Source organism: Pseudomonas sp. BCA17 (assembly GCF_004519405.1).
GTDB lineage: Bacteria > Pseudomonadota > Gammaproteobacteria > Pseudomonadales > Pseudomonadaceae > Aquipseudomonas.
Genome location: NZ_SGWI01000001.1, coordinates 1,670,431 through 1,685,280, shown reverse-complemented (window position 1 = coordinate 1,685,280; position 14,850 = coordinate 1,670,431). Strand labels below are relative to the sequence as shown.

9 protein-coding genes are annotated in these 14,850 nt (G+C 61.2%); 5 read left to right on the top strand and 4 right to left on the bottom strand.

The genetic code is table 11. The annotated features are described in order from the left end of the window. Positions 1 to 51: 51 nt before the first annotated feature. Complete coding sequence (locus EXW71_RS07780; RefSeq protein WP_134656961.1) at positions 52 to 744, top strand: alpha/beta family hydrolase; 693 nt, start codon at positions 52 to 54, stop codon at positions 742 to 744. A 106-nt stretch (positions 745 to 850) separates the two neighbouring features. Here the strand turns inward: EXW71_RS07780 and EXW71_RS07775 are convergent, their stop codons facing one another. Both EXW71_RS07775 and EXW71_RS07770 read right to left on the bottom strand, forming a co-directional pair. Then, complete coding sequence (locus tag EXW71_RS07775; RefSeq protein WP_123715471.1) at positions 851 to 2,416, bottom strand: PAS domain-containing methyl-accepting chemotaxis protein; 1,566 nt, start codon at positions 2,414 to 2,416, stop codon at positions 851 to 853. A 73-nt stretch (positions 2,417 to 2,489) separates the two neighbouring features. Next, complete coding sequence (locus EXW71_RS07770; RefSeq protein ID WP_134656960.1) at positions 2,490 to 3,281, bottom strand: CPBP family intramembrane glutamic endopeptidase; 792 nt, start codon at positions 3,279 to 3,281, stop codon at positions 2,490 to 2,492. A 416-nt stretch (positions 3,282 to 3,697) separates the two neighbouring features. On the opposite strand from EXW71_RS07770, the gene EXW71_RS07765 reads away from it, so the two are divergent. Beyond that, on the top strand, positions 3,698 to 4,558 hold the full coding sequence (locus tag EXW71_RS07765) for a DMT family transporter (RefSeq protein WP_134656959.1): 861 nt from the start codon (positions 3,698 to 3,700) through the stop codon (positions 4,556 to 4,558). Between the two features lie 46 nt (positions 4,559 to 4,604). Here the strand turns inward: EXW71_RS07765 and EXW71_RS07760 are convergent, their stop codons facing one another. Both EXW71_RS07760 and EXW71_RS07755 read right to left on the bottom strand, forming a co-directional pair. Beyond that, positions 4,605 to 5,489 (bottom strand): DMT family transporter, encoded by an 885-nt coding sequence (locus EXW71_RS07760; protein ID WP_134656958.1) that lies wholly within the window; start codon positions 5,487 to 5,489, stop codon positions 4,605 to 4,607. 51 nt (positions 5,490 to 5,540) lie between these two features. Then, the gene (locus EXW71_RS07755) at positions 5,541 to 7,151 is read right to left on the bottom strand and encodes a methyl-accepting chemotaxis protein (protein WP_372241320.1); all 1,611 of its coding nucleotides are present in this window, start codon (positions 7,149 to 7,151) and stop codon (positions 5,541 to 5,543) included. Positions 7,152 to 7,554: 403 nt separating this feature from the next. On the opposite strand from EXW71_RS07755, the gene aceK reads away from it, so the two are divergent. From aceK to EXW71_RS07740, 3 genes are all read left to right on the top strand, one after another. Beyond that, complete coding sequence (aceK, locus tag EXW71_RS07750) at positions 7,555 to 9,264, top strand: bifunctional isocitrate dehydrogenase kinase/phosphatase (RefSeq protein ID WP_134656956.1); 1,710 nt, start codon at positions 7,555 to 7,557, stop codon at positions 9,262 to 9,264. Positions 9,265 to 9,474: 210 nt separating this feature from the next. Further along, the gene (gene hrpA, locus EXW71_RS07745; protein WP_134656955.1) at positions 9,475 to 13,386 is read left to right on the top strand and encodes an ATP-dependent RNA helicase HrpA; all 3,912 of its coding nucleotides are present in this window, start codon (positions 9,475 to 9,477) and stop codon (positions 13,384 to 13,386) included. A 331-nt stretch (positions 13,387 to 13,717) separates the two neighbouring features. Next, positions 13,718 to 14,839, top strand: coding sequence for a beta-ketoacyl-ACP synthase III (locus tag EXW71_RS07740; RefSeq protein ID WP_134656954.1), 1,122 nt, complete (start codon positions 13,718 to 13,720; stop codon positions 14,837 to 14,839). Positions 14,840 to 14,850 lie beyond the last annotated feature (11 nt).

The following is a 14,850-nucleotide window of genomic DNA, read 5'->3' as shown; positions in this document are numbered from 1 at the left end:
CAGTGCGGCACTTGGGCTGGAGTTATAGGCAGACTAAAAAGCGAGGCAAGCATGGGCAAAGAGCACAAGGCCAGTATTGACGGGGATCAATGGGCGCACTGCGTACAGGAGCGCGGCTGGTTGTGGGATGCCGCAAAAGGGTCTACCGCGCGTGAGCCTGTGACCCTGATCCTGGCCCACGGCGCCGGTGCACCGATGGACTCGTCGTTCATGAGCGACATGGCTGCACGCCTTGCCGGGCATGGCGTGAACGTGTTGCGCTTTGAGTTTCCCTACATGGCCCAGCGCCGGGTGGACGGCGGCAAGCGCCCACCGAACCCGGCACCAAAACTGCTGCAGGCGTGGCGTGAGGTGTATGTCGAGGTGCGACGCCATGTCGCTGGGAAACTGGCGATTGGAGGCAAGTCCATGGGCGGACGCATGGCCAGTTTGTTGGCCGATGAGTTGCAGGCAGACGGGCTGGTGTGCCTGGGGTATCCGTTCTATGCAGTGGGCAAGCCGGAAAAACCACGGGTCGAGCACCTGGCGGGGTTGCAGACCGCGACCTTGATTGTGCAGGGCGAGCGCGATGCGCTGGGCAATCGGGATGCGGTCGAGGGGTATGCGTTATCGCCGAGCATCGAGGTGATGTGGCGGGTGGCGGGGGATCATGATTTGAAGCCGTTGAAGGCTTCCGGGTTCACTCATGCGCAGCATCTGGAGGCTGCGGCGGTGCAAGTCGCCAGGTTTCTCGACGGCCTGTAGGACCGAGCTTGCTCGCGAAAAGTCGTCAACGATAACGCTGGTATCTGATACTCAGCGGCGATCTTGAGTTTTTCGCGAGCAAGCTCGCTCCTACAGTGATAGCGATCTACCGGTTAAAGCGCTCTACCAGCGAATACTGGGTATTGGCGGTATGGGTCAGCTCTTCACTCAACTGCGCCGAGTTCAGCGCCTGCTCCGAGGTCTGGTCCGCCAACAGCGCAATGGTGCTGATGTTGCGGCTGATCTCTTCGGCCACCGAGCTTTGCTCCTCGGTGGCGGCAGCGATCTGGGTCGTCATGTCGGTGATATGGGCCACCGCTTCGCTGATGCCTACCAGCGCCTGATCCGCCTCCATCACCCGTGCAACACCCTCTTCGGCCTGGCGGTGCCCGGCGTCCATGGTTTGTACCGCGGCGCTGGCGGTCTGCTGCAACTTGGCGATCAAGGTGTGGATCTGCCCGGTGGACTCTGCGGTACGTTGGGCCAACTGGCGTACTTCGTCGGCCACTACCGCAAAACCACGGCCCATCTCGCCGGCACGGGCCGCTTCGATGGCGGCGTTGAGTGCCAGCAGGTTGGTCTGGTCGGCGATGCCTTTGATCACATCGACCACGCCGCCGATCTCATCGCTGTCCTTGGCCAGTTGGGTGACGGTCACGCCGGTTTCACCCACCGCGACGGACAGGCGCTGAATCGCCTCGCGGGTTTCCCCGGCGATGTCGCGGCCACGGCCGGTCAGGCGATTGGCTTCCTGGGTGGCGTCGGCAGTGCGCTGTACATGGCTGGCCACTTCCTGGGTGGTCGCCGCCATCTGGTTGACGGCGGTGGCTACCTGCTCGGTTTCCACGCGTTGGCGTTCCAGGCCGCTGGAGCTGTTATGCGCCAGCGTATTGGACTGGGCGGCCTGGGCGTTGAGGTGTTCGGCGGTGTCCTGCAGGCGTGTGAGGCAGGTCTTCAGGCGTGCTTCCTGGCTGAGGATCGACATCTCCAACCGCGCCTGTGAGCCGCGGCTATCGGTGTACATCTGCGCGATCAACGGGTCGGACGTGGTCTGCTCGGCCAGGCGCATCAGGCGCTTGAGGCCGCGCTGTTGCCAGCTCAGGCCCAGCAGGCCGAGTGGCACCGACAGCCCTGCCGCCAGGGCAAAGCCCCAGTGGGAGTTGAGCGACGCACCGATCATGAAGCTCAACTGGCTGATCAGGATAAATGGCAGCCAGTCCTGTAGCACCGGCAGCCATTTGTCCCGCTGAGGCACGGCGGACTTGCCCTGGTTGATACGTTGGTAGAGCGCTTCGGCCCGGCGGATCTGCTCGGCGGTGGGTTTGACGCGCACCGATTCGTAGCCGATTACCTGGTTGCCATCGAAGATCGGCGTTACATAGGCGTTAACCCAGTAATGGTCGCCGGTCTTGCAGCGGTTCTTGACAATGCCCATCCATGGCAAGCCTTGTTTGAGCGTTGACCACATATGCCCGAACACCGCAGCCGGCACATCCGGGTGACGCACCAGGTTGTGCGGAGCGCGGAGCAGTTCGTCGCGGGAGAACCCACTGATTTCGACGAAAGCGTCGTTGCAGTAGGTGATGACTCCTTTGGCATCTGTGGTGGAGATCAACCGTTGCTGAGCGGGGAAGGTACGTTCGCGCTGTGTAACGGGTTGGTTATTACGCATGATTGTTCAATCCGCAAGGCTTTCAGGGGTTATCGACCGCCGCAGGCTTTTATTTAACTTATTTTTGCAACAATCAGCCCGCCAGCATCGGATAGGTAAACAACCCGAAGTGAAGCAGATTCAAGCCAAAATGCGTGCCGATTGCGGCGCCCAAGCCACCAAATCGATAGGCCAGGCCATAACCGGCGCCGGCGATGGTCGCCAACAGCACCCACTGCCAGCCCGCGCCCAGATGCACCAGGCCGAACAATAACGAGGCCAGTAACAGCGCGAGATTTTCGCCGTAGGGCAGGTGCTTGAAGCGTCGGCTCAGGCCACCCTGGATGTAGCCCCGGAACAGCGCTTCCTCCACCAGGGTCACCAGCAGCAGGTTGTTGAGTACCCACAACCACGCCTGTTCAGGCCACTTCGGCGCCCAACTGATGATCCCCAGCAACGCGGCTCCACCCAGCGCGGCGACCGCGGTCAGGACCAGGGCCAGGGCGGTGACGCAGATCGACAGGCGCAGCGAACGCCGCGCCACGATCCATGGGCAGGCCAGCAATAGCCAGAAGCCGATCAGGGGTTTGTCCTGGTTCAGGTACATCGAGAAGGGGACTGCATCGGCGGTGAACCGCTGCGGGGCGATGCCGCGTCCATTGTAGAAACCCGGCAGCCAATGCATGGCCAGGCCCAAGGCCAGCACTATGAACAGACCGTGGCCGAGGTAGCGCGCCCAAGGGGTGCGTTGCTGGCGTACGGCGTATCCGGCGATCAGTAGCAGGGCGACCGAGACGACCGCCAGCAGGCCCAGTTGCCCGTAGGCCAGGGCCAGTACGTAGCCGATGGAAAGAAGCGCCAGGTACAGCCAGGGCAGAGTGATCATGGGAAATCCTTGAAAAAAACCGGGCGCATTATAACGGTCGCCGGTCTTGGCAGGCATGAAAACTCCTCCACACAAAAGCGCCGACGAGGTGATTGCAAAATGTGTTTGCGGCTGGTTATAGTCGGTGCGTCTTTATCCCTTCAAAAGATCAGCACATGCCAGCTTCCCCACGCACAGCGGTAGTCGATTCGGCGGTCAACGCTGTGGTCGTGCCGTGCGGGAACAAACAGCCTGTGCAGATCAGTCATTACCCTCCACCTGTCAGCAGCACGCCGGTGTACGCAGTCGTATCACCGCCGGGTGTTGGCATCGCGGGCTGATCAGCCGATCGCTGTTCCCCTCTGCCCGCCTGAAAAAAACCAATGAACTTCAGCCTTTGCTGAGTCGGCTTTTTTGCCTGATTACAGGTGGTAATCATGTCTGTTCTTTCGAAACAATCCGTGGCCGCGGCGGCCTCGACGAGCCTGTTTGTGCTGCTGTGGAGCAGCGGAGCGATTTTCTCCAAGCTGGGCCTGGCCCATTCATCGCCCTTTGCCTTTCTGTTGATCCGTTTTGCCATTGCCCTGCTGGGGCTGATACTGCTGATCCCTGTCCTCAAACTGAAACTGCCGCGTCCCGGCAAGCCGCTGTGGTACGCGGTGGCAACCGGGCTGGTGCTGCTGGGCGCGTACCAGATTTTCTATCTGCTGGCGCTGGACCTCAAAGTCACCCCGGGCGTGATGGCAACCATCATGGGGGTGCAGCCGATCCTCACCGTGGTGCTGATAGAACGTCAACGTTCATTCAGCCGGATGTTCGGCCTGGGTCTGGGGTTGGCGGGGCTGATCATGGTGGTCTACCAAGGTATTGGCTTGTCCGGCATGTCCCTGGCGGGGATGCTGTTCGGGCTGCTGGCGCTGGCGAGCATGACGTTTGGCTCGATCATGCAAAAGCGCATCACCGACAACCCTCTGGGCACGTTGCCGGTGCAGTACCTGGCGGGCTTGTTGCTGTGCGCGGCGTTTGTACCGTTCCAGCCATTCCACTATGAGCACGAGGCCGGCTTTTACTTGCCGGTGCTGTGGATGGGGTTGGTGGTGTCGTTGCTGGCGACGCTGTTGCTGTATCGCCTGATCGCCCGGGGCAACCTGGTGAATGTCACCAGTCTGTTTTACCTGGTGCCGGCGGTGACGGCGGTCATGGACTACCTGATCTTCGGCAACACGCTCGCGTTGTTGAGCGTGGTGGGCATGGGCTTGATCATCGTCGGTCTGGTCTTCGTCTTCCGCAAGAACTGATGCGGGTCTGCAGTGAGCGGGCAAGCCCGCTCACTGCATGATTCGTTCACGGTTTTTTCGGCCGCAGTACCAGCCACAACGCCCCGGCGATCAATATCCCGCCATACAGATGCGCCATCGACAGCGGCTCATCCAGCAGCAATGCTCCCCACAACACTCCGAACGGGGGAATCATGAAGGTCACGGTCATCGACTTCACCGGCCCGATGGACGACAGCAGGCGGAAGTACAGGATGTAGGCAAATGCCGTACACACCAGCCCCAACCCGAGTAACGACAACCAGACCTGCCAGCCGCCCCAACTTGCCGGTGGATGGCTGATTGCGCTGTAGGCGAACAACGGCAGCAGAAACAGCGTGGCCCCGAGCATGCTGCCCAATGCTGCGAGTCGACTGTCCAGCCCGCCATGCTGATCCAGCCAGCGTCGCGCCAGGAAACCGGCAAAGCCATAGCAGGTGGTCGCAAGCAGACAGGCCAACGCCCCCATCAATAATTCCAGGTCAAACGCTACCGGCCCGGCGCGTGTCAGCACGCCCACGCCCAGCAGGCCCAGGCTGACACCGGCGATTTTTGACGGTGTCAGCCGTTCGCTGAAGAACAGCCCGCCGATCAGCACGCCCATCAGCGGCGTGGTGGCATTGAAGATCGCCGAATAGCCCGCCGGCAATACCTGGGCTGCCACCGAGTACATCGTCGCGGGTATCCCGGAGTTGATCACACCCAGCAGCAGGACGGTCTTGAACTTGCCCTGGAAGTCCCAGCTCACGCGCATCATCGACAAGATCACCAGCAAGCCCGCGGCGGCGATCGACACGCGAAAGAACGCGGTCGGCACAGTACCGATCTCCGGCGCGATGATGCGCATGAACAGGAAGCTGGCCCCCCAGATGGCGGCCAGCCCCAGCAGGTACAGGGTGTCGACAGGTCTCACGGAACACTCCTACGTCAAAAGGCGGCGAGTGTTGCATGAGACCGTGGCGAATTACACGACAAACCGCGTGACCAAACCGTTGAGGTCCACTGCCAGGCGTGACAGCTCCTGGCTGGCCGCCGAGGTCTGGGTGGCGCCGGCGGCGGTTTGGGTGGATAGGTCGCGGATATTGACCAGGCTGCGGTCCACATCGCGTGCCACCAGCGCTTGCTGCTCGGCGGCACTGGCGATCACCAGGTTACGCTGGCTGATCTGTGAGATGGCGGCAGTGATTTTCTCCAGTGCGCTGCCGGCGCTGTTGGCCCGTTGCAGGGTCTGGCTCGCGTGTTCGGCGCTGCTGTTCAGGGCGTCGACGGTACCCTGGGTGCCTTGCTGGATGCCGATGATCATCTGCTCGATTTCTTCGGTGGAATCCTGGGTGCGCTGCGCCAGGGAGCGGACTTCATCAGCCACTACCGCAAATCCGCGCCCGGCCTCGCCGGCACGTGCCGCTTCAATGGCGGCATTGAGTGCCAACAGGTTGGTCTGCGCGGCGATGCCACGGATCACTTCCAGCACCTTGCTGATGTCTTGAGCCTGTACCGCGAGGCTCTCGGCATTGTTCGAGGCACCGAGCACTTCGTCGACCAGGTTCTGGATCGAGCTGATGGTTTCGCTGATCTGGTAATGACCGTGCTTGCTGTCTTCGTCCGACGCCTTGGACGCCTCGGCGCTGGACACCGCATTGCCCGCCACCTCGTCCACGGCTGCGCTCATTTGCGTGACCGCGGTGGCGGCCTGTTCGATCTCGTCGTTCTGCGCCTGCAGGCCACGCGTGCTTTGTTCCATCACCGAGCTCATCTCTTCGGCGGCCGATGCCAGTTGTCGTGCCGATTCGCTGATGCCACGGATGGTGCCCTGCAACTGCGCCTGCATGGTGGCCAGCGCCTCGAGCAATTGGGCGGGCTCGTCCCTGCCGCTGACGGTGATCGGTTGACTCAAGTTGCCGCCGGCGATATTGCGCGCCACGGCCAGCGCCTGGTCGAGCGGGGCGGTGATGCTGCGGGTCAGCAGCCACGCCAGCACCAAGGTGATGATCAACGCTGACACGATGATCAGGCCGACAATCCACCGCGCGGTGAAATAGGTCTGCGCGGAGACGTCCACTGCGGTTTCCACGCCGCTTTGGTTGAAGGTGATCAGGTCTTCCAGGCTCTTGTTGAGGATCACACCTTGCGGTGCGAGGCGGCTGTTGAGCAGGTCGATGGCATCCTGTTGCTGATCCTTGTCCACCAGGGCAACGATCTGGCCGACCAGGGCCAGATAAGCATTCACGTTATCTTCGAGCCGCTTGAGCATGTCGCGCTCTTCATCGCCGCTGAGCAGGCTCTTGTGATGGTCCAGCAGGGTTTGCAGCTCGCTGCGCTGGCGCGTGATCAGGGCTTTGCTGTTGTCACGGATGCGTGATTCGTCGGTGGTCGCCAGGCGTAGGGCCTCCAGGCGGATACTGGCGATTAGAGACGCGCTGTCATGGATGTTCTCGATGCTTGGCATCCACGACGCTTCGATGACCTGCGCGTTTTGCCGCAATGTGGCCATCTGGCCCAGTGCGAACATCCCGACAATCACCAGCAAGCCGGCCAACACCCCAAAACTCAGACTGGCACGTAGACCGATCCGCATATTCCTCAATGACATCTTAATGCTCCTTGGGCGATTAGAACCTGTTCCCGGATCGGTCTTCTGACCTTGTTAGGGTGGGAGAAGGGAGCGCTGTATATCAAAGTGCCATCAATGTCGTAATAAGGGTTTCCCTTACGTTGTACCCGCTTGGTACAAAGGCTTTCACTTGCGGTGCGGCGTGTTTTTGCCGCGCATAAACGCCAAGCGCCGCCGTTGCTGGCCTATAGCGCGGAGTACGCACTGCGCCAGGGGCATTTATTGACTGCATGGTCGAGTTATAAAAATTGAAAACAAATGTACAAATTGAATAAAGCTGCACGGCTGGGCGGGAAAATCGTTCTTCACCTACCTCTGTTCACTGGCTAAGCTCAGGGCTCCCAGACGCCCGTTCGAGGTTTCCCGCATGTCGCAGCACGCCCTCGCAATCGCCCAGATGATCCTCGACGGCTTCGACGATTACCGTGAGCACTTCCGTCGTATCACCGATGGCGCCCGCGAGCGTTTCGAAAAGGCTCAGTGGCAGCAAGGGCAGGCGGCGTCGGCGGCGCGTATCAACCTGTATGAGGAAAAAGTGGGCGAAGTCACCGCGTGCCTGCGGGCCGGTTTCGAGGCGGCGCAACTGCTGGAGGTGGACCTGTGGCCCCTGGTCAAGAGTGCCTACATCGGCCTGATCGACCTGCGCTTCGATGATGAACTGTCGGAGACCTGGTACAACTCGATCTTCTGCGGCCTGTTCAGCCATGACCTGATCAGCGACGGCTGCATGTTCATCCACACCACGCGTCCAAGTTTGCGCCGGGCGCGATCGGCGCAAACGCGGTTGTACACGCCGGCAGGCAACATCGCCGAGATGCTTGCGCAGATCTTTGCCGACTACAGCTTCAGCGAACCTTACGCTGACCTGCCCGCCGACCTGCGCCGCCTGGAAGCCCAACTGCGCGAAAATCTGCCGGACTGGGTGTGCAAGGACCCGGACCTGAGCGTCGAGTTGTTTTCCTCGGTGCTCTACCGTAATAAAGGCGCCTATCTGGTCGGCCGTCTCTACACGCGCGACGAACAGTGGCCGTTGGTGATTCCGTTATTGCACCGCGAAGGGCGCGGCATCCGGATCGATGCGCTGATCACCGACGAAGCCGAGGTGTCGATCATCTTCTCGTTCACCCGTTCCTACTTTATGGTCGACGTGCCGGTACCGGCGGAGTTCATCGGCTTTCTCAAGCGCATCCTGCCCGGCAAACACATTGCCGAGCTGTACACCTCCATTGGCTTCTACAAACACGGCAAGTCGGAGTTCTATCGTGCCCTGATCAATCACCTGGCGACCACCGACGACCGGTTCATCATGGCTCCCGGCGTGCGCGGCATGGTCATGAGCGTGTTTACCCTGCCGGGCTTCAACACCGTGTTCAAGATCATCAAGGACCGCTTTTCGCCCTCGAAAAACGTCAACCGCGCCACGGTGATCGAGAAATACCGCCTGGTCAAAAGCGTCGACCGGGTAGGGCGCATGGCCGATACCCAGGAGTTTGCCGACTTCCGTTTTCCCCTGAGCAAGTTCGAGCCCGCGTGCCTGGCCGAGCTGCTGGAAGTCGCTGCGGGCACCGTCGAAGTGGAAGGCGACACCGTGCTCATCCGCCACTGCTGGACTGAACGGCGCATGACCCCGCTCAACCTCTACCTCGACAACGCCAACCCTGCGCAGGTGCGCGAAGCGCTGGAAGACTACGGCCTGGCGATCAAGCAACTGGCGGCGGCCAATATCTTTCCCGGCGACATGCTGCTGAAGAACTTTGGCGTCACCCGCCACGGTCGCGTCGTGTTCTATGACTATGACGAAATCTGCTTTCTCACTGAGGCCAATTTCCGCCACATCCCGCCGCCGCGCACCCCCGAGGATGAAATGGCCTCGGAGCCGTGGTACTCCATCGGCCCGCTGGATGTATTCCCCGAAGAATTTCCGCCGTTCCTCTTTGCCGACGCCGCCCAGCGCAGGCTGTTCGATGAGCTGCACGGCGAGTTGTACGACGCCGATTACTGGAAGGGCCTGCAGGAGGCCATTCGCGCGGGCAAGGTCATCGATGTATTTCCTTATAGGAGGAAAGAGCAGCCCTAAGCTTCAAGCTTCAAGCTTCAAGCGGCAAGTAAAAGCGGATCTGCTTTTACTTGAAGCTTATGGCTGCAGGTCGCAAGAAAGCAGCGGCGAGCCTCAAGCCGCAAGTCAGGGCCGATCCGCTTTTACTTGCCGCTTGAAGCTTGCCGCTCACCACTGCTTTTCTGCCACAATCCGCCCCCCACGCATAAACAGACGACCCCAACGCACCTGATGACTGACCAAGCGCCCACTATCGATCAACTGCTCAAGACCCTCGACCACGCCATGCTCGCCGACCGCCACCGCTTGCGGCGGCAGTTGCTTGAGTTGCGCAAAAAGCCCGACGAGGAAAAGCTGGCGCAGTGGGTTGCGCGGATGCAGGCGTCTTGTGCCCAGGTCACGGCGCGGCGGGCCAGCCTGCCGGTGATTCGCTACGACGACAGCCTGCCGATTGCGGCCAAGCGCGATGAAATCAAAGCGGCGTTGAACAAGCATCAGGTGCTGATCATTGCCGGTGAAACCGGTTCGGGTAAAACCACCCAGTTACCGAAGATCTGCCTGGAAATCGGTCGCGGCCAGTATGGCCTGATCGGGCATACCCAGCCGCGCCGGATCGCCGCGCGCAGCGTGGCCACCCGCGTCGCCGAGGAGCTGGCCACGCCGTTGGGAGCGTTGGTGGGCTATCAGGTGCGCTTTGAAGACCAGAGCGACTCCAACACCCTGATCAAGCTGATGACCGACGGTATCCTGCTGGCGGAAACCCAGAACGACCGCTACCTCGAACGCTACGACACGATCATCGTCGACGAAGCCCACGAGCGCAGCCTGAACATCGACTTCCTGCTCGGCTACTTGAAAACACTGTTGCCGCGTCGTCCCGACCTGAAGGTGATCATCACGTCGGCGACCATCGACCTGGAGCGCTTTTCCAAGCACTTCGACGATGCGCCGATTGTCGAGGTGTCGGGTCGCACTTTCCCGGTGGAAACCTGGTACCGCCCGCTGACCCTGGAACAGGACGAGGAGGGCAATCGCGTCGAGGACGACTTGACCGTCGACCAGGCGATCCTCGCCACCCTCGATGAAATCGCAGCCTATGAACGCAGTGAACGGCGCAGCCCAGGCGATGTACTGGTGTTTCTGCCGGGCGAGCGCGAGATTCGCGATGCCGCCGAGATGCTGCGCAAGGCACAGCTCAAGCACACCGAAATACTGCCGTTGTATGCGCGTCTGTCGCCGGCCGAGCAGCAACGGATTTTCCAGTCGCACCCAGGTCGGCGTGTGGTACTGGCGACCAACGTCGCGGAAACCTCGCTGACGGTGCCGGGCATTCGTTACGTTATCGACAGCGGCACCGCGCGCATCAGCCGTTACAGCTACCGCGCCAAGGTGCAGCGCCTGCCGATCGAGGCGATTTCCCAGGCCAGCGCCAACCAGCGTAAAGGCCGCTGCGGCCGTGTCGAACCGGGCATTTGCGTACGCTTGTACAGTGAAGAAGACTTTATCGGTCGTCCGGAATTTACCGACCCGGAAATCCTGCGCACCAACCTGGCTGCCGTGATCCTGCAGATGCTGCACCTGCGCCTGGGTGAAATCACCGACTTTCCGTTTATCGAACCGCCGGATGGCAAGGCCATCAGCGACGGTTTCAATCTGCTGCAAGAGCTTTCGGCGGTGGACCGCAACAGCCAGCTCACCCCGTTGGGGCGCCAGTTGGCGCGCTTGCCGGTGGACCCACGCATGGGGCGAATGTTGCTGGAAGCCGCCAAGCTCGGCAGCTTGCAGGAAGTGCTGATCGTTGCCAGCGCGATGTCGATCCAGGACCCGCGCGAGCGCCCGCCGGAGCGTCAACAGGCCGCCGACCAGGCCCACGCGCAATGGAAAGATGCCGATTCGGACTTCGCCGGGTTGGTCAATCTGTGGCGCGGCTTTGAAGAGCAACGCCAGGCGCTGACCGCCAGCCCGTTGCGCAACTGGTGTCGCAAGAACTTCCTTAATTACCTGCGCTTGCGGGAGTGGCGTGACTCCCATCGCCAGTTGAGCCTGATCTGCCGCGACATGCAGTTGGCCATCAACCAGGATCCGGCGGACTACCCGAAGCTGCACAAGGCGGTGCTGTCCGGCCTGCTCAGCCAGATTGGCCAGAAGACCGAGGACGGCGACTACCTGGGCGCGCGTCAGCGGCGTTTCTGGATTCACCCGTCCTCGGGCATCGGCAAAAAGCGCCCGCAATGGCTGATGACGGCCGAACTGGTGGAAACCACCAAGTTGTATGCGCGCATGGTGGCGAAGATCGATGCCGACTGGATCGAACCGCTGGCCGGGCATTTGATCAAGAAAAACCACTTCGAACCCCATTGGGAGAAGAAGCGTGGCCAGGTGGTGGCATTTGAGCAGATCACCCTGTTCGGGCTGATTGTGGTCGGGCGCCGGCCGGTGCATTACGGCCCGATCGACCCTGTAGTGTCGCGCGAGCTGTTTATCCGCGAAGGTTTGGTGCGTGGCGAGATTCAATCGCGCGCCAGGTGCCTGACGGCCAACCAACAGTTGCTGGAGCAGCTCGACGAACTGGAAGCCAAGGCCCGCCGTCGCGACATCCTGGCCGACGAGGAAACCCTCTACGCCTTCTACGACGCGCGCCTGCCGGCGGAGATCCACCAGACTGCGACCTTCGACAGCTGGTACAAGGTCAACAGCCAGAAAAACCCGCAGCTGCTGATCATGCGCGAAGAAGACGTGCTGGCGCGCGAGGCCAGTGAAGTCACCGCCGCGCATTACCCGGACACCCTGCACCTGGGCGACCTGGCCCTGACCCTGAGTTACCACTTCGAACCCAACCACCCGCGTGACGGCGTGACCCTGCGTGTGCCGGCACCGCTGCTGCCGGCCTTACCCCCGGAGCGCCTGGAGTGGCTGGTGCCGGGGGTGATCGAAGCCAAAAGCATTGCGCTGGTGCGTAATTTGCCCAAGGCACTGCGCAAGAACTTTGTGCCGGTGCCGGATTTCGTCAAGGCCGCGCTGCAGCGCATCGAATTTGGCCAGGGTTCGCTGCCCCAGGCGCTGGGGCGCGAATTACTGCGCATGACCGGCGCACGGGTCAGCGATGAAGCCTGGGCGGAAGCGGCGCAGCAAGTGGAAAACCACTTGAAGATGAACCTCGAAGTGGTCGATGGCGAGGGCAAGTTCCTGGGTGAAGGCCGCGACCTCGCAGAGCTGACCGCACGCTTTGCGCAAGCCAGCCAGGCCGCATTGGCGGTGCCGCAAACAGCGAAAAGCCAGCAACCGGTGCAAGCCAAGGCGTTTGCGGCGGTGGCCGAGAAAACCCAGCAAAACATCGCCGGCTTGTCGATGACGGTTTACCCGGCGTTGGTAGAGGAAAATGGCACGGTCAAGGAAGGGCGTTTCTCCACCGTCGCCGAGGCCGAGTTCCAGCACCGTCGTGCTTTGCAGCGCCTGCTGATGCAGCAATTGGCGGAGCCGGCGAAATTCCTGCGCGGTAAGCTGCCCGGGTTGACCGAGCTGGGCTTGATGTACCGCGAGCTGGGGCGCGTTGACGGGTTGGTGGAAGACATTCTGCTGGCCAGCCTCGATACCTGCGTGCTGGAAGGCGAAGCCAGCCTGCCCCGTGATGGCGCGGGCCTGGCCGCCCTGGCCGAGCGCAAGCGTGGTCATTGGACCGAACATGCCGAGCGTCTGGCGCGACTGACCCTGGAGGTGCTGAAACTCTGGCATGGGTTGCAGAAGCGCTTCAAAGGCAAGATCGACCTGGCCCAGGCCGTGGCCCTGAACGATATCAAGCAGCAACTGAGCCATCTGGTGTATCCCGGTTTTGTCCGGGAAACCCCGGCGCAGTGGTTCAAGGAGTTGCCGCGTTTTCTCAAGGCCATCGAGCTGCGCCTGGAGAAATTGCCGAGCCAGGTGCAAAAAGACCGTGTGTGGAGTGCCGAGCTGAGCGGCCTGTGGGTGCAGTACCAGAACCGCCTGAACAAACATGCCCAGGAAGGTAAGCGCGACCCGCAGCTGGAGCTCTATCGCTGGTGGTTGGAGGAATACAGGGTGTCGTTGTTTGCCCAGCAGTTGGGTACCAAGGTGCCCATTTCCGACAAGCGCCTGAGCAAACAGTGGAGCCTGGTAGAGCCCTGATCTCGAAAACCGGGCCGGTTCAAATAAGGGAGGTGGCGGGTTCCCGATAGCGACGTGCCGGCCACTGGATCTGCACCCGGAATACCGCTATCGGCAGCAGGCCATCTCCCGCATTAACAAGGTGTTGGTCCGGGATGTGGCGCCAAATCCTGGGGTTTGTGGCAAACTTCGTCGTTATAAATGCCGGAGTCGTCGTGATGAGCTGATGTACAGCCACGGCACGATGGAATAAAGCGTTGCCAGTTTGATGTCCGCCGCGCGGAATCGGACTACTTATAGTTTGGTACGACGGTACCAATATCTTCTGCCTGACAGATTTAGAGGAACGACCGTGCATAACGTCGTCATCAGCGGCACTGGCCTGTACACCCCGGCCAACAGCATCTCCAACGAAGAGCTGGTGCAGTCTTTCAATGCTTACGTGCAACAGTTCAACAGCGACAATGCCGCTGCTATCGAGCGCGGTGATGTGCAGGCGCTGACCGAGTCGAGCGCGGCTTTCATTGAAAAGGCGTCGGGCATCAAGAGCCGCTTCGTGATGGACAAGGACGGTATCCTTGATCCACGGCGCATGGCCCCACGCCTGCCTGAGCGCAGCAATGACGAGTGGTCCGTGCTGTGTCAGATGGCCGTGGGGGCCGCCGAACAGGCCCTCCAGCGTGCAGGCAAGACTGCCGCGGACATCGACGGGGTGATCGTTGCCTGCTCCAATCTGCAACGCGCGTACCCCGCCATTGCCATTGAGGTCCAGGCCGCACTGGGCATCGAGGGGTTCGGTTTCGACATGAACGTGGCGTGTTCCTCGGCCACCTTCGGTATCCAGAACGCCGCCAACAGCATCCAATTGGGCCAGGCGCGGGCGATCCTGATGGTCAACCCGGAGGTCTGCACCGGCCACCTGAACTTCCGCGACCGTGACAGCCATTTCATTTTTGGTGATGCGGCCACCGCGGTGGTCCTTGAGCGCGCTGACCTGGCAACCTCCAAGCATCAGTTCGATGTGGTGAGCACCAAGCTGCTGACCAAATTCTCCAACAACATCCGCAACAACTTCGGCTTTCTCAACCGCACGGCGGAAGAGGGCATCGGCGCGCCCGACAAGCTGTTCGTGCAGGAAGGTCGCAAGGTGTTCCGCGATGTCTGCCCGATGGTTGCCGAATTGATCAGTGCACACCTGGCGGAAAACCAGCTGAACGTCACAGACGTGAAGCGCTTCTGGTTGCATCAGGCCAACCTGAGCATGAACCACCTGATCGTGAAGAAACTGTTGGGTCGCGAGGCCACGGTGGAAGAAGCCCCGGTCATTCTCGACACCTACGCCAACACCAGTTCGGCGGGTTCGGTGATCGCGTTTCATACTTACCAGGACGACCTGGCCAAGGGTTCCGTGGCGGTGCTCAGCTCGTTTGGCGCTGGGTACTCCATCGGCAGCGTGATCCTGCGCAAGCGATAAACATCGAGGTT